The sequence below is a fragment of the Kosakonia sp. genome, assembly GCF_032052965.1.
Classification (GTDB): Bacteria; Pseudomonadota; Gammaproteobacteria; order Enterobacterales; family Enterobacteriaceae; genus Kosakonia.
Window position 1 is genome coordinate 384452 of record NZ_DAMBVN010000001.1, and the last position, 24369, is coordinate 408820.

19 protein-coding genes are annotated in these 24369 nt (G+C 54.7%); 14 read left to right on the forward strand and 5 right to left on the reverse strand.

Annotated features, from left to right (window positions below; all coding sequences use genetic code 11):
* Window positions 1-56: 56 nt before the first annotated feature.
* The 5 genes from RTX30_RS01890 to RTX30_RS01910 all read left to right on the forward strand — a co-directional run bounded on the left by RTX30_RS01890 (window position 57) and on the right by RTX30_RS01910 (window position 5488).
* Window positions 57-1049: a diguanylate cyclase gene (locus RTX30_RS01890; protein ID WP_312686807.1), complete on the forward strand. Its 993-nt coding sequence runs from the start codon at window positions 57-59 to the stop codon at window positions 1047-1049.
* 107 nt (window positions 1050-1156) lie between these two features.
* A complete protein-coding gene (locus RTX30_RS01895) occupies window positions 1157-2131 on the forward strand; it encodes a sensor domain-containing diguanylate cyclase (protein ID WP_312686263.1) in 975 nt (324 codons plus the stop codon).
* 73 nt (window positions 2132-2204) lie between these two features.
* Complete coding sequence (locus RTX30_RS01900) at window positions 2205-2729, forward strand: GNAT family N-acetyltransferase (protein WP_312686265.1); 525 nt, start codon at window positions 2205-2207, stop codon at window positions 2727-2729.
* A 116-nt stretch (window positions 2730-2845) separates the two neighbouring features.
* On the forward strand, window positions 2846-4297 hold the full coding sequence (locus RTX30_RS01905; protein ID WP_312686266.1) for a tagaturonate reductase: 1452 nt from the start codon (window positions 2846-2848) through the stop codon (window positions 4295-4297).
* Between the two features lie 276 nt (window positions 4298-4573).
* Window positions 4574-5488, forward strand: coding sequence for a bestrophin family ion channel (locus RTX30_RS01910; RefSeq protein ID WP_312686269.1), 915 nt, complete (start codon window positions 4574-4576; stop codon window positions 5486-5488).
* A gap of 187 nt (window positions 5489-5675) precedes the next feature.
* Here RTX30_RS01910 and RTX30_RS01915 read toward each other — a convergent pair whose 3' ends face one another.
* Entirely contained in the window at window positions 5676-7073 is a 1398-nt protein-coding gene (locus RTX30_RS01915; protein WP_312686272.1) for a PLP-dependent aminotransferase family protein, read from the reverse strand.
* Between the two features lie 92 nt (window positions 7074-7165).
* Between RTX30_RS01915 and RTX30_RS01920 the strand changes: the two genes are divergently transcribed.
* On the forward strand, window positions 7166-7645 hold the full coding sequence (locus RTX30_RS01920) for a carboxymuconolactone decarboxylase family protein (protein WP_312686274.1): 480 nt from the start codon (window positions 7166-7168) through the stop codon (window positions 7643-7645).
* A 322-nt stretch (window positions 7646-7967) separates the two neighbouring features.
* Here RTX30_RS01920 and RTX30_RS01925 read toward each other — a convergent pair whose 3' ends face one another.
* Both RTX30_RS01925 and RTX30_RS01930 read right to left on the reverse strand, forming a co-directional pair.
* Entirely contained in the window at window positions 7968-9533 is a 1566-nt protein-coding gene (locus tag RTX30_RS01925; RefSeq protein ID WP_312686276.1) for a methyl-accepting chemotaxis protein, read from the reverse strand.
* A gap of 260 nt (window positions 9534-9793) precedes the next feature.
* Entirely contained in the window at window positions 9794-10951 is a 1158-nt protein-coding gene (locus tag RTX30_RS01930) for an EAL domain-containing protein (protein WP_312686278.1), read from the reverse strand.
* Window positions 10952-11329: 378 nt separating this feature from the next.
* Here RTX30_RS01930 and RTX30_RS01935 point away from each other — a divergent pair, with 378 nt between their 5' ends.
* Entirely contained in the window at window positions 11330-11827 is a 498-nt protein-coding gene (locus tag RTX30_RS01935; protein WP_312686279.1) for a cupin domain-containing protein, read from the forward strand.
* On the opposite strand, the gene RTX30_RS01940 is transcribed toward RTX30_RS01935, so the two are convergent.
* The gene (locus RTX30_RS01940; protein ID WP_312686280.1) at window positions 11806-12558 is read right to left on the reverse strand and encodes a metallophosphoesterase; all 753 of its coding nucleotides are present in this window, start codon (window positions 12556-12558) and stop codon (window positions 11806-11808) included. The two genes, RTX30_RS01935 and RTX30_RS01940, sit on opposite strands and share 22 nt — an antisense overlap.
* A gap of 15 nt (window positions 12559-12573) precedes the next feature.
* Between RTX30_RS01940 and RTX30_RS01945 the strand changes: the two genes are divergently transcribed.
* Window positions 12574-13296 carry a hypothetical protein gene (locus RTX30_RS01945; RefSeq protein WP_312686282.1) on the forward strand — a complete coding sequence of 241 codons (723 nt, stop codon included), beginning with the start codon at window positions 12574-12576 and terminating at the stop codon, window positions 13294-13296.
* A 27-nt stretch (window positions 13297-13323) separates the two neighbouring features.
* Here RTX30_RS01945 and RTX30_RS01950 read toward each other — a convergent pair whose 3' ends face one another.
* Window positions 13324-14268, reverse strand: coding sequence for a zinc-dependent alcohol dehydrogenase family protein (locus tag RTX30_RS01950; RefSeq protein ID WP_312686284.1), 945 nt, complete (start codon window positions 14266-14268; stop codon window positions 13324-13326).
* 44 nt (window positions 14269-14312) lie between these two features.
* Here RTX30_RS01950 and bla point away from each other — a divergent pair, with 44 nt between their 5' ends.
* From bla to treY, 6 genes are all read left to right on the forward strand, one after another.
* Window positions 14313-15182 carry a class A beta-lactamase gene (gene bla / locus RTX30_RS01955; RefSeq protein WP_312686285.1) on the forward strand — a complete coding sequence of 290 codons (870 nt, stop codon included), beginning with the start codon at window positions 14313-14315 and terminating at the stop codon, window positions 15180-15182.
* Window positions 15183-15341: 159 nt separating this feature from the next.
* Window positions 15342-18392, forward strand: coding sequence for a formate dehydrogenase-N subunit alpha (fdnG, locus tag RTX30_RS01960; protein ID WP_312686286.1), 3051 nt, complete (start codon window positions 15342-15344; stop codon window positions 18390-18392).
* Window positions 18393-18404: 12 nt separating this feature from the next.
* Complete coding sequence (gene fdxH / locus RTX30_RS01965) at window positions 18405-19289, forward strand: formate dehydrogenase subunit beta (protein ID WP_312686288.1); 885 nt, start codon at window positions 18405-18407, stop codon at window positions 19287-19289.
* Window positions 19282-19917, forward strand: coding sequence for a formate dehydrogenase-N subunit gamma (gene fdnI / locus RTX30_RS01970; RefSeq protein WP_409429787.1), 636 nt, complete (start codon window positions 19282-19284; stop codon window positions 19915-19917). The genes fdxH and fdnI overlap by 8 nt, the downstream gene beginning before the upstream one ends.
* A 107-nt stretch (window positions 19918-20024) precedes the next feature.
* Window positions 20025-21812: a malto-oligosyltrehalose trehalohydrolase gene (gene treZ, locus RTX30_RS01975; protein WP_312686289.1), complete on the forward strand. Its 1788-nt coding sequence runs from the start codon at window positions 20025-20027 to the stop codon at window positions 21810-21812.
* Entirely contained in the window at window positions 21809-24319 is a 2511-nt protein-coding gene (gene treY / locus RTX30_RS01980) for a malto-oligosyltrehalose synthase (RefSeq protein WP_312686290.1), read from the forward strand. The genes treZ and treY overlap by 4 nt, the downstream gene beginning before the upstream one ends.
* The last annotated feature ends 50 nt before the right edge of the window (window positions 24320-24369 follow it).

A 24369-nucleotide genomic window follows, 5' to 3' on the forward strand; every position in this document is an offset into this window, starting at 1 on the left:
AATCGGATAATTTACCTGAAAACGAGCGGATCCCGGGCAGGCGTTTTGTCCGGCGAATGTTCATGATGCGTATCCTCGGCACGCTGCTCTGTTTTTTCCCTATTCTTTCTGTGCTGCAAGAACTGCAGCGTCCGCGCTGGATGCTGGGGTTGCTTGCTGCTAATGCCTTTCTCTGGCCGGGTATCGCTTTTTTACGCGCCCGCCACGCGCCAGCACCCTTGATTACGGAGCTGCAAAACCTGGTGATGGACGCCGGAGCGGGCGGCGTATGGATTGCGTCGATGGCGATCAATCCGCTGCCATCGGTGGTGATCGCCACCATTCTGCTGTCGGATCGCCTGTCGGCGGGCGGCTTCACGCTGATGCGTAAAGCGGGCCTTACCATGCTGATCATGTTCCTGCTCTTCTGGCTGGCGCTCGGGTTGCCCGTTAATCTCCATGTCAGTGAACGTACCCTGTACGCCACGCTGCCGTTGATCGCGATTTATATACTGGCGCTCAGTGTGCTAACCAACAGTATGGCTGCGAAACTGCGCCTTAAAAGCCAGGAACTCGGGCGAATAGCTATGATGGATCCGTTGCTGGATATCGCCAATCGCCGTCTTCTGGAACAACGTATCCAGCAGGAACTGGAGAAACAACGCCTCACCCCGCGCTATGCGTCGCTGATGTTTATCGATATCGATAATTTCAAAGAGGTGAACGATCGTTTTGGTCATAAGGTTGGCGACGCATTACTGGAAACCGTTTCGCGGATATTGCATAGCACCACCCGAAAAACCGACACCCCTGCGCGGCTTGGCGGCGATGAGTTTGTTATTTTGATGCCGGACACCTCGTCAGAACAGGCCCACGCTGTGGCCATGCAGATCATGAATGCGGTGTCAGCAATGAGCATCACACCGGGAAAGGCCTTTCAGTGTACGCTTAGCATCGGCATCGCCAGCGTGTTGCCGGGTATGCTGATTGTGTCGGATTGGTTGAAAGCGGCGGACGATGCCCTTTATCAGGCTAAACGGCGGGGGAAAAACCAGATCTATTCACACTGATAAACATGCTGAATAGGCTAGACTTTATGCTGTATAGGCAGTGATGAATGACAGATTTTTTCATATACTTGCATAACACTGCCTGTTAATGATGAGAACGGCATCCTATGAATACACCTGCTTTTCCCGCCGATGAGGAAAAACGTCTTGCCTCGCTACACGATTCCGGAATTCTGGAGAGTGGCGCCACGGACCGTTTAGACCGCTTAACCCGCCTGGCAAAACGCATGTTTAATGTGCCTGGCGCATTAATTACGCTCGTCGACGAAGACACGCTGCATTTTAAATCCAGCGCCGGATACCCCAAAACCACGCTACCGCGAAAAATTTCCTTCTGCGGTCATGTGATCCTGTGCACCTCGCCAATGATTATTCAGGATACGCTGCGTGATGAACGATTCGCCGATAATCCGCTGGTCACGGGTGAATCGAACATCCGTTTCTACGCGGGGCATCCCTTGCGCTTACCGGACGGGGCGATCGTCGGGTCGTTCTGCCTGATTGATAATCAGCCGCGTGATTTTAGCGATACCGAACTGGACAGCCTGAAAGATTTCGCCCTGATTGTTGAGGACGAATTTGCGGTGATGAGTGCAGCCACTACCGACGAACTGACCGGGTTATTTAACCGTCGTGGTTTTGAGAGCCTGGCAAAATTTGCTATCACGGGTGCCCGCCGTCGGGCGGAGCCGCTCACCCTGGCGTGGATCGATCTCAATCACTTTAAAGAGATCAACGATACCTGGGGACATGCGGAAGGTGACGAAGCGCTGAAATCCATGGCCTCGGTGATGACCGCCAGTCTGCGTGAAGCGGATATGCGTGTGCGCTATGGCGGCGACGAGTTCGCGATTGTCTTTTCCGATACGGATGAGCAGGGCGCATGGATCGCCATGCAGCATCTGGTCGAACAGGTTGCGGCATGGAACCAGACCTCCGGCAAGCCCTGGAAACTGGCGTTTTCCTGGGGTATCAGCGAGTTCGACCATAATGGCTCGGGCGAACTGCGTGAATGGATGAAAGATGCGGACGAGAAAATGTACGCCATGAAACAGCAGTGTCATCGTGCGCGCAGGGTATAAGTTAACCCTATCACCGTGCAGCTTGTGTTAGCGTTATGTTAATTGGATAGTGGTTGTTTTATAAGGACGAAAAATGACCACTTATCATATCCATGCCCTTTCGGGCAATCGTCTCTCTCTGCACATCAACAACTTGTGCGAGGTGCTGGAAAATTGTGTTTCCGGCGGCGCTTCTGTCAGTTTTATGCATCCCTTATCGCGTGAAAAATCCCTTCAATTCTGGTCCGGCGTGGCGGCCAGCGTCGCGCGCGGCGAGCGTATTGTGCTGGTGGCAGAAGATGATACCGGCGGGATCGTCGGCACGGTACAGGTGGTGCTCGAGCAACCAGAAAACCAGCCGCATCGCGCCGATGTCTCCAAGCTTTTAGTCCATGAAAAAGCCCGTCGTCAGGGGCTGGCCCGACAACTAATGGATGCGCTGGAAACGGAAGCCAGGGCCCACGGTAAAAGCGTACTGGTGCTGGATACTGCCACCGGTAGCGGGGCTGAAAACTTCTATGCGCAATGTGGCTGGCAACGGGTGGGGGAGATCCCGCGTTACGCCCTGATGCCGGACGGAAATGTGACGGCTACGACAATTTTTTACAAGTTCATATAACGGCGGTCAATAAGACATCTCATTTTGATCAAAACAGGGTTCCATGGTCGAAAAGTCTGGTAAGTTATTACACCAATCTTCCAAGGTTGTATGACTAATCAAAAAAGGAACCCACTGTGAACACATTAAACCGTCGCAATTTTCCCGGCGCTGAATACCCTGAACGTATTATTCAGTTCGGCGAAGGAAATTTTTTGCGCGCTTTTGTCGACTGGCAAATCGATCTGCTGAACGAGCACACCGACCTTAACGCCGGTGTGGTGGTGGTTAGGCCAATCCAGAGTGATTTCCCGCCGTCCCTCAGTACCCAGGATGGTCTGTACACCACCATTATTCGTGGTCTGAACGAGCAGGGCGAAGCCGTTAGCGATGCCCGCGTGATCCGCTCGGTGAACCGCGAAATCAGTGTTTACACGCACTATGATGAGTTTCTGAAACTGGCGCACAATCCGGACATCCGCTTTGTGTTCTCGAACACCACTGAAGCGGGTATCAGCTACCATGCGGGCGACAAATTTGCCGATGCCCCGGCCGTCAGCTACCCGGCAAAACTGACCCGCCTGCTTTATGAACGCTTCAGCCACTTCTCTGGCGCAGCCGATAAAGGCTGGGTGATCATTCCTTGTGAACTGATTGATTACAATGGCGAAGCCCTGCGTGAACTGGTGCTGCGCTACGCGCAAGAGTGGGCGCTGGGCAATGATTTCATCCAGTGGATCGACACGGCGAACGCTTTCTGCTCCACGCTGGTCGACCGCATCGTTACCGGCTACCCGCGTGATGAAGTGGCAAAACTGGAAGCGGAACTGGGATATAAAGATAACTTCCTCGACACCGCTGAACACTTCTATCTGTTTGTGATCCAGGGCCCTAAATCACTGGCTTCTGAGCTGCGTCTCGACAAGCTGGCGCTGAACGTTCTGATTGTTGACGATATCAAGCCTTATAAAGAACGTAAGGTTGCCATCCTTAATGGTGCGCACACCGCGCTGGTGCCGGTGGCGTGGCAGGCGGGGCTGGACACCGTGGGCGAAGCGATGAACGACAGCGAAATTTGCGCGTTTGTTGAGAAAGCCATCTATGAAGAGATCATTCCGGTGCTGGATCTGCCGCGCGATGAACTGGAGTCGTTCGCCAGCGCTGTAACCGGGCGTTTTCGCAACCCGTACATCAAACACCAGCTGCTCTCTATTGCGCTGAATGGCATGACCAAGTTCCGCACCCGTATCCTGCCGCAACTGCTGGCAGGCCAGCAGAACCACGGTAAACTGCCGTCACGCCTGACATTTGCTCTGGCCGCCTTGATTGCTTTTTATCGCGGCGAGCGCAACGGCGAAACCTATCCGGTGCAGGATGACGCGCACTGGATCGAACGTTTCCAACTGCTGTGGAGCCAGCATGGCGATCGTCAAATCAGCACCAGCGAACTGGTCAAAGCCGTGCTTTCGGTCAGCGAACACTGGGAACAGGATCTGACACAAGTCAGCGGACTGGTGGAGCAGGTGACGCTCGACCTGGATGCTATCCTGCGCCAGGGTATGCGCGCGGCGGTAAAACCGCTGTGCTGATAGCCAGCTGAATACGTTTCATCGATAAAACCCGGCTACGGCCGGGTTTTTTTATCCCCGAACGCGGGTACAAGCACGAACAGGAAAGGGTTAAGAGACAAGGTGTAGCGCGTTAGTTACAACATACTTATAGATAGTTGTATAACAGGTTTCAGTAACCTCTGCGCCAGGACTCGGTTTAGTAGGGCATATTTCCGTCACAATTTATTAGCAACCTTGCAACCGTGATTGCGATCACGTTTAATAGTGCCGTTTCCCATTTCCTTATGATGCAAAATGATTGTCCGACCTGAACAACACTGGCTTTCTCGTCTCTTCGTCTGGCACGGCTCAGTGCTCCCCAAAATCGCTTCCCGACTGTTGATGAATTTTCTGCTGTCGATTGCCGTCGTGCTGATGTTGCCCTGGTATACCTCGCTGGGCATCAAACTGACGGTGGCACCGTTCAGTATTCTCGGTGTGGCAATCGCTATCTTTCTCGGTTTTCGCAATAACGCCTGTTTTGCCCGTTACAGCGAAGCGCGTTTGTTATGGGGCCAGCTGATGATTGCCTCGCGGTCATTACTGCGTGAAGTAAAAACAACGTTGCCAAATGACGCGGGCCTGGCGCATTTTATCCGCCTGCAAATCGCGTTTGCACACTGTCTGAGAATGACGCTGCGGCGAAAACCGCAGGGTGACGTCCTGGCGAAATACCTTACGCCACAGGATCTTCACAACGTGGTGAATGCCCATTCTCCGGCGAACCGCATTTTGTTGTTAATGGCAGAGTGGTTGGGTGAACGCCGTGCGCAGGGCGCGCTGTCGGACATCCTGTTTCACAGCATTACACAGCGTTTGCATGATATGTCGGCGGTGCTCTCCGGTTGTGAGCGCATTTTCACCACACCGTTGCCGTTCGCGTATTCGCTGATCCTGCACCGCACGGTCTACCTGTTTTGCATTATGCTGCCGTTCGCGTTGGTGGTGGATTTGCACTACATGACACCGTTTATCTCGGTATTGATCTCCTACACCTTTATCTCGCTGGACACGCTGGCGGAAGAGCTGGAAGATCCCTTCGGCGAGGAGGATAACGACCTGCCGCTGGATGCCATTTGCAATGCCATCGAGATTGATTTGTTGCAAATGAATGATGCCGACGTCCTTCCGCACAAAATGACACCAGGCAAAAACTACCAACTGACCTAAACTGACAAAGAGAGAGTAAGGAATCATTAAGATTTACCCTGTCTAATGGCGATACCCACCATACAGAGGGACATGCGATGGAAAAGTCAGATAAAACGGTTTCGTTAGTTGTGACCCTGGTTGTCAGCTTATCTCTTCTCGCTACTGCGTGGGATTTGTCCCTGGTCAGCAGTTTGCCGTAACGTATTTACGTGCTCAACAGCGCCCGCGTTTCCTGCGCCGGGCGCTGTAACAGGGCGACAACTTCTTCCCGCGAACGCACATTGGTATAGCCCATAATTAATCCGTAGCGCTTACTGTTCTGGTTATACCAGGGTGACAGCGCGCTCACCTGTAACTGATGGCGTTGCCATATTTGCGCCAGCCGCACGTCTTCAGTACTGGTGCGCAAAAAAGCAATAACGTGCATCCCGCCATCGCTCACTTCTATGCTAAAAAGCTGAGGGTAAACTTGCTCCAGCGCGGCCAGCATCATATCTCTGCGCTGAGAGTAGAGCGGTCGCATCCTTTTCAAATGCTTATAAAAATGGCCTTCACTGAGAAATGCGGTGAGGATTTTTTGCGTCAGCACGGGCTGGCCACTTTCCGTTAACCCGCCCGTTTCACGAAACTGCGCCAGCGTTGCGCGGGGCAGCACAAGGTAACTGATGCGTAACGCAGGCATCACAGTTTTGCTGAATGTGCCCATATAAATGACACGATCCTGCGTATCGAGGCTTTTCAGCGCCGGTAACACTTTACGGGTGTAATGAAATTCGCCGTCATAATCATCTTCAATAATCCAGCTATGGTGGCGCTGTGCCCACGCCAGCAACTGTTGCTTGCGTGGCAAAGTGAGTGTAACGGCAAGTGGGCTTTGATGTGACGGTGTCACAAAAAGAAAACGTGCATCGCGGTGATAGCGCTGTAAAAAGTCCACATTCACACCCTGATCATCGACCGGCACAAAATGAAGGTTGCGGGCAATACGCTTCAGTGTTTGCTGGCCAAAATAAAACCCGGGATCTTCAAACAGTACTTTATCGTCTGCTGTGCCCAGTGTGTTGAGGATCAGCCGCAGGTTATTATTATATCCGCTGGTAATAAACACCTGTTCCGCTGAGCAATTCACCCCGCGTGAAACCGTCAGGTACTGGGCAATGGCTTCCCGCAGCGGGCCGTAACCCATCAGCGGCGGATTGATCATTTCTTCTGGAGACATAGAGCGTACCGCTTTACCGCAGAGCAGCAGCCATTTCTTATAGGGGAAAGCATCCAGTGAGGGGATGCCGAGGCGGAGAAATCCCTCCCGATCGGCAAAACTGTCGGCTACGCCTGGCGCTATGCCTGAAACGGACGCTGGCAAAGGTGCAGGGGCTGCGCGGGCGATAACCAGATCCGGATTGACCCGCGTACCGCGTGCGCCCTGGCTCACCAGATAGCCTTCACCCACCAGGATCGCCCATGCTGTTTCAACCGTTTTGCGTGCCACGCCCAGTTCAGTGGCTAACACCCTCACCGAAGGCACTTTATCGCCGGGTTTCAGTAAACCACTGCTAATGCTGTGGCGATATTGCTCATAAATCGCTTTATATCCCGGCTTCATGTCCTACCTAAATTCCTGCTTTTTGCGTCTTTCTACTACGCCATAAGAACGTAATATAGCCGCTGTCGAATCAATAAACGAGGTAAATAACTATGAGCAACCGCATCAATATTTTCCAACTGGCTCCGGCACTGATCAAATCCCTGAGCGACGCCAGCCAGGCATCGCACGACAGCAGCCTCGACAGCAGCGTTAAAGATCTGGTTGATATCCGCGCCTCACAGCTTAATGGCTGCACATTCTGCCTGGATATGCATGTGAAACAGGCCAGGATCCACGGTGAGCGCGAGTTACGCCTGTATCATCTTGCCGTGTGGCGCGAATCCCCCCTGTTTACTGCCAAAGAGCGTGCGGCGCTGGCACTGACCGAAGCGTTAACACGCCCGTCGGAACACGGCGTGACAGACACGCTTTACCGCGAGGTACGTGAACATTTTAGTGAGGTTGAACTCTCTGAACTGACCTTCGCGATTGCCATTATCAATAGCTGGAACCGCGTGATGTTATTGCAGCAAACTGCACCGGGAACGTATGACAGCGCTTATGGTCTGGAACGCGCCCAACTGCAATAGTCAGCGCGCTTGTTGAATAAAGCTGATAAATGCCCGCAAACACATCCGGGATGTGACGATGTCCCGGATAATAAAGGCACAACCCTTTAAAAGGTTGTGTCCACTCATTCAGCACACTCATCAGCCGGCCTGCGCGTAACTCATCTTCACTCTAAAAGCCCGTAAAAAACCGACGCCAGGCCCTGTACGCACTGCCGCAAGCAAGGTAAACAGGTCGGTGATTGCCAGGCGAGCTGTTATCCTGGCCTCGTGAAAGGCTTGCGCCGTGCTGTCACACCCAGCCCATAACAAGCCGGGCGGGTGTGACAGCGCAGCGTGCGGGTTAACGCGCCAGCTGGAAGAAACGCACAGAATCGCGCAGGATTTCGCTCTGCTCAGTCATGGACTGGGCAGCGACAGCCGCTTGCTCCACCAGCGTGGCGTTCTGCTGTGTCACCTGATCCATTTGATCAATAGCGACGCTAATCTCCTTAATACCCTGATGCTGTTCGGTGGAGGCAGCAGAGATTTCCGCCACGATGTCCGTCACCTTATTCACCGAGGTGACAATGTCTTCCATCGCACGGCTGGCGGTGTCGGCAAAACGTGAACCGTCGGTGATTTTCTCAACCGTCCCTTCAATCAACTGCTTGATCTCTTTTGCCGCATCTGCACTTTTCTGCGCAAGGTTACGTACTTCGCCTGCCACCACCGCAAAACCTTTGCCCTGTTCCCCGGCGCGCGCGGCTTCCACTGCGGCGTTAAGGGCGAGGATATTGGTCTGGAATGCAATGCCTTCAATGACGGAGATAATGTCGACGATTTTTTGCGAACTGTCCGAGATTTCATGCATACGCTTCAGCATGTCGTGGACCTCTTTGCCGCCTTTCACCGCCGTTTGCGATGTCTGGCGAGCCAGGTCGCTGGCTTTGCGCGCGTTCTCGGCATTGCTCTTCACATTTTCTGTGATTTGCTGCATGTTCGACGAGGTTTGCACCAGCGAAGCCGCTTGCTCCTCTGTGCGCTGCGACAAATCATTGTTGCCTTCGGCGATTTCGCTGGCAGCATGGGAAATGGATTCGCTGCCGTTGATAATCCCGTTGATAATTTCCGCCAGCTGGCTGTTCATAAACTTGATGGTTGCCAGCAGGCTCTGGCTATCATTATTGCGGAGATCGACATTCGCGCTCAGGTTTCCGGCGGCAATCTCCTTCATGATCGACACGGCATACGCCGGTTCACCGCCTAACTGACGGGAGAGATTACGCGAAATAAACAGGGCGATCATACCGGTGGCGATCAGAGCCAACAGCAGTAAACCTGTCAACATGTATAACGACTGGTTATAGTCCGCTTGCGATTCAGCGCTGGCTTTATCACCTAAAGCCAGTTCCATATCCACCAGCGTTGCCAGATCTTTCATCAACTGAGTACGGTATTTTGCTGACACCGCACCGCTGATTTTAGAAGCCTCGTCGGTATTTCCGCTGCTAACGGCATCAATCACTTTGGCGTTCACGTCGACAAAGTTTTTGAAGTTATCGACCACGGTGGCAAACAGCGCGCGCATCTCCTGGGGGGCATCGGCAGAGGTTTTGGCGTACTGCTGCTGTGCATTGAGGAAGATAGCCTGGTTTTGCAGTAATTCGCCGCGATGTTGCTCGCGGGATTCGGTCGTCGTGGAAGTAATGTACTGGATCTGCTGCAAACGCATCTCCGACAAGACACCTCGCATTTCGAGGGTGTATCGCACGCCGGGAAGGCGGTTTTCACGGAATTGATCAATACGATGATTGCTGGAGTTGAGTTGATAAATTGACACTACGCCCAGCAGCAACATCATCACAATCAGGATGGAGAAGCCGACGAGCAATTTGGTCAGAACAGTGGCCTGCGCTATTTTTTTCATAGTCCTACGCTATACAAAGAAAGGTATTATTAATAACGGCAATAATTGGGAAAATATTGATGTTTTTATCTGATCTTAATCACATTACGACGTGAATTATGTGCAACGGCACATAGCAGAAAATCAATTTGAATTAAGGGGATAAAGAAAGGCTGGAATGTAATGGAAATGTATTTAAGTCTATTGAAATATTGTTTCAATATGTAATGTCCTGGCGCAGAAAAAGCGGATTCCTGCGCCAGAAATATCCCGTACCGGAATTAACGAGAAACGGTAATCGGCAACTCATCGGCCCATCTTGCGGCCTGATTCATCAATTCGCCAATCTCGGCGGGCGGTAAACCGATTCCTTCCGCCACGTTGTTCGCCTCGTCCCACATCCGCAGTTCATAGAGCCGCGCCAGCTGCAGGATCGGATAAAGTTTACCGCTCTCACTCTGCAGCGCTTTTTCCACATCCGGCGCAACGGTGATTTGTTCCAGAAGCTCATCCAGCGGCAGGCCGAGGATCACATCCAGCAGAGAGAAAAGCCCGACCATAAAGGCGTCATTCACCACTTTGCTGCTCAGGGTTTGCGCTGCCACGCGTTCGCAGAATTTTGCCCGGATAAGGCTCAGATAATAAATTTCAGTATTCGACACTTCCTCAAAGGAGGTCAGACAGGCCATGAGCACAAAACGGCGCATTTCGCCCATGCCGAGATAGAGCACAATGTCGCGCAACGACTGGTTGCGAAACCCGGTGATACCGCGTGTGTTATAGAGAATATTCTGAGCGTAACGCATAATTTTGAAGGAAAGGGAAACGTCGCGTTTTAAAAGATCTTCAATTTTATTTAAATTAGGCGATTCGACGTTAACTTCCTGCATCAATTTCAGCGCGAATGCACGGTTTTGCACCAGTTTATTTCGCTTAGTGACAATCGGCTTGCTGAAAAAATAGCCCTGAAAAAGGTTGAATCCTAATTTCTTATAGGTTTCAAACTCCTCGTAGGTTTCGACTTTTTCCGCCAGAAAAATGGTGTGACGTAATGCGTCGCGGTTTTGGCGAATATAAAGCCCAATCTCCTCTGACGAGGTTTGCCTTATATCAAATTTAATCACGTCGACATAAGGCATGAATTTTTCCCAGTCGCTGCCGGGGGTAAAATCATCCAGCGCCACGCGAAAACCTTGGTTATGCAGGCGTTTTACGGTTTCCAGCAGCTTGCGGTCAGGTTCTGCGTTTTCAAGGATCTCAATGACAACGCGATTTTTCGGCAGCGTTTCCGCCAGACCTTCTACTAATAATTGGTAGGGGAAGTTGACATATACGGTGCTGTTATCATTTTTGCGCCCGACCGGGGCGCTGAGAAACTGCTCCTCAATTAACTGGGTGGTAGCCTGCTCAGCAGAAACATCCGGAAAACGGTTATCCATACTGTCCCTGAAAAGGAGTTCGTAACCGACGGTGTTTAATTGCTTATCAAATATCGCCTGTCTGGCCACAAAAGAATACATTCGCTACCTCGCACACCCGTGTACTTTTGTATAAGTTTTCCAAATATATAAGCAACAGTATCACTCTGACTACCGGAACCGTGTGACCTCAGCAGAATATTTTACTTTTATTGTTCAAGGATAGGACAGCAAAGCGAAAGATGTACAGCCAGGCAGGTTTGATAACGGCGAGCCCGTCAGAATAGTTTGCGTTACGGGTGCCAGCTGCACGCAGACAATCCCCTAATGGGCAGAAAATTGACAGGCCGATAAGGGCATTTCAATACTGAAGGGTGAACCCGCTTACAGGAACCGTTTATGACCAACACAACTCAGCCTCCCTTTGTGATCCATAATTTCAACGAAATAGCACTGGAGACCTTTGAGCGCCCACCGTTGTACACAACGCAATGGGGATCGCTCACCAAAGGCACGGCCGCCGGTAAACTGGGCGCCTCTGTCGATACGCTGCCGCCTGGCAAACGCGGGTGTCCGTTTCATTTGCACCATGCCCAGGAAGAGATGTTTATTGTGCTCAATGGCACTGGCACGCTGCGTATTGGTGATGAACAACGGCCCATTAAGGAGGGGGATGTGATTTGCATCCCGCCGGGTAAAGACTGGCCTCATCAGATCATTAATACGTCGGATCACCCGCTGCGTTACATTTCGATCAGTACCATGGAAAGCCCGGAGATCTGCGAATACCCGGATGCGAACAAATTTCTCGCCCGCGCCCGCACGGAGGGCCAGGACGATTTTCGCCGGGTGGATTTTCGCGGGCCAGGGGTAGATTACTGGGAAGGCGAGGCCTGAGCCTGCAGGGCGACAACATGGCTGACACGTTCCCCGTTGCACACGTCATGGATCATCAGGGTGACCGGATCGGTCACGGGTTGTACAGGGCGATCCTCGAGCAGCAGCGGGTTAGCCGGGCAAATTGATCCGCAAATCAATGCCGGAACGCCGGCAACCACCGCGCTGGCAGTGCGGTGCACATGTCCACTACACAGCGCCAGCGGCGGAAACGCCAGCCGCGAGAAGAGGGGGAATAAGGCCTCTGCACCCAGGCAGATGGCGCTGTCGATCGGCGTAATACCGCTCGTGAAAAGGTGCTGATGCAAAAAGATCACTGCCGGTTGCGGGTAAGCCGCGAGCGCGGTTTCAAGCCAGGCGAGGTGCGGGCGAATATCGCCGCCGCTCTCTCCGGAGACGGTAACGTCTACGCCAATCAGCGGCACGCCAGCCACCACCTCGCTAAAATGCAGCGCGTCGGTTGGCCGGCGGTGCGCAAAGTCAGGCAGTGCGGCACACATCACCTGTTTGTCGTCGGCGTTGCCCGGCAAGATCCGCGTCGGGCAGGATAGGCGCCGTAACTCCGTGGCGATCGCCAGGTAACCCTCATGCCAGCCGTCATCGGTGAGATCGCCCGTCAGCACAACCATGTCGGGTTGCAGAGAGATAAGCCAGTCAACGGCCTGACGCAAACGCTGCAGGTTATCATTACCGGCTGTGGCGTGAATATCACTCAGTTGGGCAATCAGCATGGTTCCTCCGTTTTTATGTTGTCAGTATGGCAAAACCTGTCTGCAGTGGCACTGAAACGACAGTCATTGTCTGTGGCAGAACTCACCGCTATGCTTGCCGCAGAGTTGCTCATGGAGATTGCCGTTATGACATACCGCGCCTGGTTTCTTATCCTCGATCATTCCGACTACGTGTCGGGGGATTACATCAACAGGGATGATCTCGAATGGCCGCCTGCCAACGAACTCGTGGTACTTGAGGTTAACCCCTTTGGTGAGCGTGGCGCACTGCGGCGCAAGGTGGTGGTCTGCAACGGCAATCGCGTGGAGGCGTTACTGCATGTGTATGTAGGGGTGGATGAGTTAGGTTTCCTGTTGGTTCAGTGTTTCAGCCATACCCTGAGCAATGACCGAAAGGTGGCCTTCATTTGCGGACAACATGTGCACCTGTTCGATATTGCTTCTCAGCGCACCACATCCTGGTTTCTGCAGGATTACGTGTCACAACTTTGCCCGGTGCCGGAGTACCTTGAAACGCTGACGGATGATTTCCTCGTTGCCACCTTTGAGTATGTTTTCCTGATCAATGTGCAGCGTGGCATCGTCTGGAAATCGCCACAGTGTGGTTACGATTGTGTAGGCGTACACCGGATTGAAGAGGGTATCGTTTATGGTTCGGGCGACTGGGATCCACCGTACGATGCGCGCGATTTCAGGCTCGATCTCCGAACCGGGCAATTTATTGAATCACCGCATTAAAGTGCGGGTCTGCTCCGCCTGTCGGTCTTAATCCATTGCCAACACGGGCCGGGTGGTTCTGCCCGCTGTCTGGTAGAACCGCACGGCATCCTGCCACTGCGGCAGGCCAAACAGCGACACACCGGCGCAGGGGCTATGACGTAAGCGCGCCCAGATCGTACCAAATGCCTGCTGCCAGGCGGCGGCAGGCAGGGTATCAAGATAATTACGGATGTGAAACCAGTGCACGGCAGGCTGACCCTGGCGGAGAGTGAACGGCTGCCCGGAAAGCAACCCGTAACTGACAAATTGCCCGTGCCGCGGCATGGCGCTAAGCAGTAACGCCGCCAGCGCGCCGCCAGTAGCGTCATATACCACCTCTGCATCGCGGGCGGCCTGTTGTATGGCATCGGTCGCGGTATCGGCCAGTGGTGTGATCCCGTTGGCGGCCAGCCTGTCGGCATGTATGGCTGAGCGGTAAATTCCGGTAACCCGTGTTGCGCCGCTAAGCCTGGCCCACTGGGCCAGAAAACCAGCACAGTCGGAGCCCGCCGCCGTCACAACAACCTGTTTGCCCGCAGGCGGAAAGTGCTGAAGCATCAGCAGCGCTGCCATCGGGTTGATCCAGGCTCTGGCCGCGAGGCTATCATCAATATCCGTCGGCACCGCAACGGCGAACGCGGCCGGGCAATCGACGTACTGCTGCCAGGTGCCCTGGCCGCGCAAAGGCAATACCCGCTGACCCAATAACGCTACCGCGTCGCCAGACGCCTCAGTTACCACGCCAACCCCTTCATAACCAGCGGTGGCGGGCAGGGTGATGCGGTGACGGTACGCCCCGGTTACCGGGATCAAATCCGAGGCATTGACCGGAGCAAACCGCATTTTTACGCGAATATTGCCCGCTGCCAGTGATCCCAGTTCGCTATGCTCATACTGCAAAGTCATCAGCGGTTCACCGAAACATCTGTACACTACTGCGGAGTTAACCATGCTGCCCATTTGTGATGTCGTTAGCCTGATAAAGGATTATACCTATGTTTTTCCCGAAGAAATTATTCTGTGCTCTGTGCCTGGCGAGCACCTTGCCGGTCAGTGCCGCCAATATTGATATGGCGACGCTGACGGCGGTTGCCCGCCTGCAAGAGGCGCGCCTCGACGCACGTATTGGCATTGCCGTGGTAGATACCGGCAGCGGCGAAACGGTGAGTTATCGCGGTAATGAGCGTTTCCCGCTTAACAGCACCCATAAAGCGCTGTTGTGCGGGATGCTGCTCAGCAAAGTCGACCACGGCGAACTGACCCTGCAGGATACCACCCACTTTACCCAGAGCGAACTGGTGACCTACTCGCCGGTGACCAGCAAATATGTTGCGCCAGCGAGCATGAGCTGGCAGCAATTATGTCGCGCTGCCGTTAGCGAAAGCGATAATACCGCGGCCAATCTTGTCGCGAAAAAGGTAGGGGGGCCAGCAGCATTCACCCGCTATATGGCGCAGTTGGGTGACAGTGTCACGCGGCTGGACCGCAATGAGCCTACTTTAAATAGCGCAATTCCAGGGGATATGCGCGATACCACCACGCCGATCGCCGTAAGCCAGACGTTGCAAAAACTGGCGCTGGGAGACGTGTTAACACCCCTTTCGCGCGCACAACTGGTGCAATGGATGCGTGAAGATAAAGTGGCCAACCCGCTGTTGCGCAAAGTGCTGCCCGCAGGCTGGGTGATAGGCGATAAAACCGGTGCCGGGGATTACGGTTCGCGGTCGATTATCAGTATTGTCTGGCCCGGGAAAAAGAGTCCTCGTATCGTAAGTATTTATATAACGAATACCCACGCCACCCTCGCCGAAAGTAATGACGCCATTGCCCGTATTGGCAGCGCCATATTTAACGCGACTCATTAATAAACCGGCAGAGAAGATCCTCTGCCGCTAACTTTAGTTAAATAACAATCTGCCCAGAATTACCCGCAAAAATAACCATAAATGGATAATGGTTAAGTTATAAAAATATCCCTATAATCTCCGTCCCTTTTCATGTCTTAAGTTTAAGCTGGAGGTTAAATGGATCTCAGCCGGAGGCAGTTTTTTCGCATCTGTGCGGGCGGTATGGCAGGAACAACTGTCGCATCCCTCGGTTTTTTATCATCTTTTTCCGCGCAAGCGGAAACTCGTCAATACAAACTTTTAAAAGCAAAAGAGACGCGAAATAACTGTACTTACTGCTCAGTGGGCTGCGGCATGCTGATGTACAGTCTTGGCGACAATGCCAAAAATGTCCGCGAAAGTATTTACCATATTGAAGGCGATGCCGATCATCCTGTCAGCCGGGGTTCATTGTGTCCAAAAGGCGCAGGGGTTCTCGATTATATTCACAGTGAGAATCGTCTGCTGTATCCGGAATATCGCGCGCCAGGATCGGATAAATGGCAACGAATAAGCTGGGACGATGCTATTGAACGTATTGCTCGCTTAATGAAAGCCGACCGCGATGCCAATTTTATTGAAAAAAATGCACAGGGCGTAACGGTCAATCGTTGGGCCACCACCGGGATGCTGTGCTCCTCTGCGGCCAGTAATGAAACCGGCATTCTGGATGGTAAATTCACCCGCGCGCTGGGGATGGTTGCTATCGACTGTCAGGCGCGGTTATGCCACGGTCCGACGGTTTCCGCACTGGCACCGACGTTTGGTCGCGGGGCGATGACCAACAACTGGGTGGATATTAAAAACGCCAACGTAGTGCTGATCATGGGCGGCAATGCGGCTGAAGCGCATCCGGTGGGCTTTAAGTGGGTGGTTGAAGCCCAAACCAAAAATAACGCCACGGTGGTGGTGGTTGACCCGCGCTTCAACCGCAGCGCGGCGGTGGCCGATTTCTATGCGCCGATCCGTGCCGGCTCCGACACGGCATTCCTGCTGGGTGCGATCCGCTATCTGATTGAGCATGACCAAATCCAGCACCAGTATGTGCGTCACTATACCAATGCCAGCCTGATCATCCGTGATGATTACGCCTTTGATGAAGGGCTGTTCAGCGGCTACGACAAAACCAAACGTCAGTACGACAAATCGAGCTGGTTCTACCAACTGGATGCCCAGGGTAACGCGCTCCGTGATGAGACACTCAGCCACCCGCGCTGTGTGTGGAACCTGCTGAAAGCCCACGTGGCGCGTTACACGCCAGAAATGGTCAGCCGCTTGTGCGGCACCAGCGTGAAAGATTTCACCCATGTTTGCCGCCTGCTGGCATCGACCAGTGTACCGGATCGCACTGCCACTATTCTCTATGCGCTGGGCTGGACGCATCACTCCGCCGGGGCGCAAATCATCCGCGCCGCAGGCATGCTCCAGCTCCTGCTGGGCAACATCGGCATGGCGGGCGGTGGGGTCAATGCCTTGCGCGGCCACTCCAATATTCAGGGCTATACCGATCTCGGGTTACTCTCCACCAATCTGCCCGGCTATATGCCGCTGCCGTCGGAAAAACAGCCCGACTACCAGACCTATATCTCGCAAATCACGCCGCCTTCACTCGGTGTGAATGAGGTTAACTACTGGCAGAATACGCCGAAATTCTTTGTCAGCTTGATGAAGAGTTTTTGGGGCGACAATGCCACCGCGCAGAACAATTGGGGCTATGACTGGCTGCCGAAATGGGACCGTTTGTACGATGTGATGACCCAGGCGGAACTGATGCTGGAAGGGAAGATCAATGGATACATTGTGCAGGGTTTTAACCCGCTGGCCGCCTTCCCGGATAAGAACAAATCTTCCCGCGCACTGGCAAAACTGAAATACATGGTGGTGATCGATCCGCTGGTTACGGAGTCTTCCACCTTCTGGCAGAACCACGGTGAGATGAACGACGTCAACCCGGCGGAGATCCAGACGGAAGTGTTCCGTTTGCCGTCATCCTGCTTTGCGGAAGAAGATGGCTCTATTGCCAACTCCGGGCGTTGGTTGCAGTGGCACTGGGCAGCGGCGGAACCACCAGGTGAAGCATTACACGATGGCAAAATCCTCGGTCGCCTGTTTATGCGCCTGCGTGAGCTATACCAGCAAGAAGGCGGCGCAAACCCGGCACCGCTGCTCAATATGCGCTGGGATTATCACGACCCGCGCGATCCGCACCCGGAAGAAATTGCCCGCGAAGCCAATGGCCGCGCGCTGCGCGATCTTTACGACGACAAAGGCGTGCTGATTGCCAAAAAAGGCGAGCAGCTCAGCAGCTTCGCACAGTTGCGCGATGACGGCTCCACCAGCAGCTTTTGCTGGGTTTACTGCGGAAGCTGGACCGAGCGCGGCAATCAGATGGCGAACCGCGACAACAGCGATCCGTATGGACTGGGGTGTACGCCCGGCTGGGCCTGGTCATGGCCTGCCAACCGCCGCATCCTCTACAACCGCGCCTCTGCCGATCCGTCAGGTAAACCCTGGGACAGCAAACGTGCGCTGTTGCACTGGGACGGTCAGCGCTGGGCGGGTATGGACGTCGCCGATTACAGCCAGGCCGCGCCAGACAGCCAGGTCGGGCCTTTTATCATGAACCCGGAAGGGGTGGCGCGTCTGTTCTCAATCGACAAAATGAACGATGGCCCGTTCCCGGAGCACTACGAACCGATCGAGTCGCCGATCGGGACCAACCCGCTGCACCCGGCGGTGATCTCCAGCCCGGTGGCGCGCATTTTCCATGATGACATGGCAAACATGGGCAAAGCGGATGCCTTCCCCTATGTGGCGACCACGTACTCCATTACTGAGCTATTCCGCCACTGGACAAAGCATGCCCGCTTAAACGCCATTGCGCAGCCGGATCAGTTTATTGAGATCGGCGAAGCCCTGGCGCAGGAGAAGGGCATTGTGGCGGGCGATACCGTCAAAGTGATGTCCAAACGCGGTTTTATCAAAGCCAAAGCGGTGGTCACTAAACGTCTGCAAACGCTGACCATCGACGGACACCCGGTGAATACCATCGGCATTCCGTGCCACTGGGGGTTTGAAGGTGCGACGCGCAAAGGCTTTCTCGCCAACACGCTGACCCCCTCCGTTGGCGATGCCAACTCACAAACGCCGGAATACAAAGCGTTTTTAGTCAATGTCGAGAAGGTGTAAGGAAACCCTGTTATGTCCATGCAATCACAAGACATTATCCAGCGCTCGGCCACCAACGGGCTGACCCCGCCACCGCAGGCGCGTGACTTCCGTGCTGAGGTCGCCAAACTGATCGACGTGACCACCTGCATTGGCTGTAAAGGCTGCCAGGTGGCCTGTTCCGAATGGAACGACATTCGCGATGACGTCGGCCACTGTGCCGGAGTTTATGACAACCCGCTGGATCTGAGTGCCAAATCCTGGACGGTGATGCGTTTCAGTGAAACCACGCACTACGACAAGCTGGAGTGGCTGATCCGCAAAGATGGCTGTATGCACTGTGCGGAACCCGGCTGCCTGAAAGCCTGCCCCTCCGCTGGCGCGATTGTGCAGTACGCCAACGGCATTGTGGACTTTCAGTCAGAGCACTGCATTGGCTGCGGTTACTGCATTGCCGGGTGCCCGTTTACTATTCCGCGTCTTAATCCGCAGGATAACCGGGTGTACAAATGCACCCTGTGCGTTGATCGCGTCAGCGTAGGTCAGGAGCCAGCCTGTGTAAAAACTTGCCCGACGGGCGCCATCCATTTTGGTACCAAAGCAGAAATGCTGGAACGGGGTGAAGCCCGCGTGGCGCAGTTACAGGCGCGTGGATACCGCCAGGCAGGACTCTACAACCCGCAAGGCGTCGGCGGCACACATGTGATGTATGTGCTGCACCATGCCGACCAGCCAGCGCTGTACCACAATCTGCCTGCCGATCCGAAGATAGATGTGCCGGTAAACCTGTGGAAAGGGATCCTGAAACCGCTCTCTGCTGCAGGGTTTGTCGCCACGTTTGCCGGGTTGCTGTTCCACTATATCGGCATTGGGCCGAATAAAGAGACGGATGACGACGAGGAGAGCGATCATGAGTAACCGCAAGATCCTGCGCACCAAGTTTATCGATCGCGCATGCCACTGGACGGTGGTGATGTGCTTCTTTCTGGTGGCGTTATCCGGTCTGGCGCTCTTTTTCCCGTCGTTACAGTGGCTGACGCAAACCTTCGGCACGCCGCAGATGGGGCGGATCCTGCACCCCTTTTTCGGCGTGGCGATCTTCCTTATCCTGATGGTGATGTTTGTGCGCTTCGTGCATCACAACATTCCCGACCGCCAGGATCTGCCTTGGATCAAAGGCATTGTCGAGGTGCTGAAGGGCAATGAGCATAAAGTCGCGGACGTCGGGAAATATAACGCCGGACAAAAAATGATGTTCTGGACCATTATGAGCATGATTTCCGTGCTGCTGGCGACAGGGGTGATCATCTGGCGGCCGTTGTTTGCCCACAATTTCCCCCTCTGGCTCGTTCGCTGGAGCCTGCTGGCGCATGCCACTTCCGCCATCGTACTGATGCTGGCCATCCTGGTACATATGTATATGGCCTTCTGGGTAAAAGGCTCCATCACCGGCATGATCGAAGGGAAAGTGAGCCGTCGTTGGGCCAGGAAACATCACCCGCGCTGGTATCGTGACGTCGAAGCCGCCGAAAAGAAACAGCAGTAATAACCCTTATCCAGCCCGGTGCGCGCGATGCCATCGGGCTGTTTGCCTTAGGCCTGGCGAATTATCGTCTATGATTGTTCTTCGTGACATCGTGGAGAGGTAATTGCATGGGCTCGAAATCATTCAGTAAAAGCTGGGGTGCGGAGTACGTTGCCGGGGGTAGCGTACGTTTTCGGGTCTGGGCCAGTGGGCAACAACATGTCAGCGTGGTGTTACCGTCTGGTACACATCCCATGCAGCGCAATGAAAACGGTTGGTTTGATCTGACTGTCGATAATGTCGCTGCAGGCACGGAATATCAATTTATGCTTGAAGACGGGACAACGATCGCCGATCCGGCGTCCCGCGCGCAGTCTTCCGACGTCAATGGCCCCTCTGTGGTGGTTGATCCCGAACATTACCGCTGGCAACACGCCCACTGGCAGGGCCGTCCGTGGGAAGCGTCGGTGATTTACGAACTGCACATCGGCACATTTACGCCTCAGGGAACATTTCGCTCTGCCATTGCGAAACTGCCGTACCTCGCTGAACTCGGCATTACCATGATCGAAGTGATGCCTGTGTCGCAGTTTGGCGGCAATCGTGGCTGGGGTTATGACTGCGTCTTACTCTATGCGCCGCATTCGGCCTATGGCACGCCGGATGATTTTAAAGCCTTTATCGATGCGGCACACGGTTACGGGCTTTCAGTGGTGCTGGACATTGTGCTCAACCACTTCGGGCCGGAAGGCAACTATTTGCCGACGCTGTCACCGGACTTTTTCCACCCCGAACGGCATACGCCCTGGGGAGCGGGCATTGCCTATGATGTGGATGCGGTACGGCGGTATATCGTTGAAGCGCCGCTCTACTGGCTTACCGAGTTCCACCTTGACGGCCTGCGCTTTGACGCTATCGACCAGATTCAGGACAGCGCGCAACCGCCAGTGCTGGAGGAAATTGCCCGCCGCATTCGCCAGCACATTACCGATCGTCCCGTCCATCTGACCACCGAAGATTGCCGCAATATCATTGACCTGCACCCGCGAGCGCCAGACGGATCGGTTCCGTTGTTTACCGCCGAGTGGAACGATGATGTGCATAATGCGGCTCACGTGATGGCAACCGGCGAAACCCACGCCTATTACCAGGATTTTGCCGATCAACCCGAGGTCTGGCTGGCTCGCGCGCTCAGCGGCGGTTTTGCTTTCCAGGGCGAAGTCGCCCCGTCGAACGGGAAATCCCGCGGCGTCGACAGCCGTAACCAGCCGCCAGTGGCGTTTGTCGATTTTATCCAGAACCACGATCAGACCGGTAACCGCGCGCAGGGCGACAGGCTGATCACGCTGGCGGGCGAGGCACGGACCCGCGTTCTGCTCGCCGCGTTGCTGTTTTCGCCGCACATTCCGTTGCTGTTTATGGGCGAAGAGTATGGCGAGACGCGCCCCTTCCTGTTTTTTACCGATTTTCACGGCGATTTGGCCCGCGCAGTGCGGGAAGGACGTGCGAAGGAGTTTCAGGGGCATGCCGGGCACAGCGACGAAGCCGTGCCCGATCCCAATGCCCTCGATACCTTTACCCGCTCGCAACTGGACTGGGAGAAACTCCACCAGCCCGTAGGGCATGACTGGCTAACACGTACCCGTGAGTGGCTGGCGCTGAGGCAACAATATGTGGTGCCGCTGCTGGCCAGCGCGCAGGGGCAGAGCGGCGACGTGCTGGCGACCGCGCCGGGCTATGTGGCCGTCCGCTGGCGCTTCCCGCAGGGCACGTTGTCGCTGGCATTCAATATTGGCGAAACGGCGCAACCGCTGCCGGATCTGCCGGGCCAGACGCTGGCGGCCTGGCCTGATGAACAGCATGAGCTGCTGCCGAATGCGTTTGTGGTACGTCTGGAAAAGGGAGAAGCACAATGAAAACGCCAACCGCGACTTACCGTTTACAGTTTCGTAATGGCATGACCTTTGATGGCGCGGCGGCGCTGGTTCCCTATCTGAAATTGTTGGGCATCAGCCATCTTTATGCCTCACCAGTATTCACCGCGACACCCGGATCAACGCACGGTTACGATGTGACCGATGCCAATGAACTCGATCCCACGCTGGGCGGGCGTGAAGGTTTTGATCGTATGGTTCAGGCCTTAAAAGCCGCCGGACTGGGGCTGATTCTGGACATTGTGCCGAACCATATGGCTGCATCGCTGGACAATGCCTGGTGGCGTGACGTCATTGCCCACGGCGAAAAAAGCGCTTATGCCCACCACTTCGACATCGACTGGTCACAGCGTCTGACACTGCCGTTTCTGGGTGATGATTTTGCTACCGTGCTGGAAAACGGCGAACTGTCGGTACAGGCCGATCCGGTGACTGGCCAGCCTGCGCTCACTTACTACGACAACTTTTATCCGCTGGCGGAAGGAACCTGGCAGGGTGACGCGCAGTCGATTTTGGGACTGAACGACAAGGCGCAACTGGCTGCACTGCACGATCGCCAACCCTGGCGGCTGATGAGCTGGCGCGATGCCCCAAATGCGCTCTCGTACCGGCGTTTTTTTGAAATCACCGGGCTGGTCGGGGTACGGGTAGAGGATGAGCGCGTTTTTGCAGATACCCATGCGCTGATCCTTGAACTGGTCCACAGCGGAGCAGTAGATGGCTTACGTATAGACCATATTGATGGGCTGGCCGACCCGCAGGGCTATCTCACGCGGCTGCGCCAGCAGGTTGGCCCGGATTGCTACCTGACGGTGGAAAAAATTCTCGGCAAAGGCGAACAGTTACCTGCCGACTGGCCGGTGGCCGGCACCACCGGGTATGAATTTATTGCTGCGCTGTCCGATGTGCTGGTCGACGATGAGAAAGTTGACCGCTTACGCGATGCCTGGCACGCGCAACTGGGCCGAAAAGTGGATATGCACGCTGAACTGCGTGCGGCAAAGCTGCTGATGGTGGAGCGCAATTTTCGCGGTGAATTCACCACGTTACTGGCGCTGGCACAGGCGATTGCCCTGACCGAGATCCCGGTGCCGCCGCATGAGGCGGTGCATGAGGCCTTACGTGAGCTGCTGATCGCCTTTCCGGTGTATCGCACCTATGGAACTGAACAGGGACTGCCCGCCGCCGACAACGACTTGCTGCGCAAGGTGGTCGCCAGCATTCAACGCGGCCCGCACGCCCCTGATGCGCAGGCGCTCGATTTTATTACCCGCATTTTACGGGGTGAAATAGCACACAATGCGGTGCGTGAGGCGGCGTGTTTTCGCACGCGTTTTCAACAGCTGACCGGGCCGCTGATGGCCAAATCGGTCGAAGATACGCTGTTTTTCCGCCAGAACATGGATCTGGCGCTTAACGAGGTGGGCGCGGAGCCGTTGCCCCGTACCTTTTCGCTTAACCGTTTCCATGCCGAGATGAAACAGCGGCTTGAACACCAGCCGGATGCGCTGTCGGGCACGTCGACCCACGACACCAAGCGTGGAGAAGATGCAAGGGCGCGACTCTATACGCTCACCGAAGCACCTGAACGCTGGGCGGAGGCCGTGGCGCGCTGGCAACAGATGAACCAGTCGAAAGTGGTCCTGCTTAATGATGGCCCCGCGCCCCGGCCAGCGGTGGCATGGATGATTTATCAGGCACTGGCAGGTGTCTGGCCGGTTGAGTTGCAGGCTGATGATGTCGCAGGCTTGCAGGCGCTGGAAGAGCGCTTTGTGGCTTTTGTAGAAAAAGCGCTGCGCGAAGCGAAACAGCGTACCGACTGGATCGACACCAACGATGCCTACGAGCAGGCGGTGCTCGACTACACGCGCCATTTGTTGTCGCCGGACAACAGTGCATTTTTGCAGGATTTTGTCACTTCCCTGCAGCCGTTTATCCTCGCCGGGTTGGTCAACAGCCTGACGCAAACGGTCATCAAATTAACGGCGCCTGGCGTGCCGGATATTTACCAGGGAAGTGAAGCGCTCAATTTCAGCCTGGTTGATCCCGACAACCGCCTGATGCCGGATTACGCCGGGTTGGAGCAGTTGTTGATGGCGGATGAGCAGGCAGAACCCCAGTCGCAGGAAGGCTGGTCGAGCGGGCAGCTAAAGCAGTTTTTTATCTATCGACTGCTGCATTTACGCCAGCGCCTGCCGTCGCTGTTTCGCCGTGGGGCGTATGTGCCGCTGCATGCCTCGGGCGAGCAGTCAGACAATATTATCGCCTTCGCCCGCGTTGACGACCGGGACGCGCTGATTGTGCTGGCGCCACGTTTGCTGTTCGGCGCACTGCAGGGCAGCCTGACGGGGGCAAACATTGGTTTACCTGCCGAACTGGCGAATCGTCATTACCGGGACATACTAAGCGATGAGACGATTTTTTTAACGGATAACGTCCGGCTGCGATCTGTCGGTGGTTTTACCTTCGCAGTACTGGTAAGTGCTTAAAAGAAAAGGGTGCGATTCGCAATCGTTATGTCTGGTACAGCATTACAGGC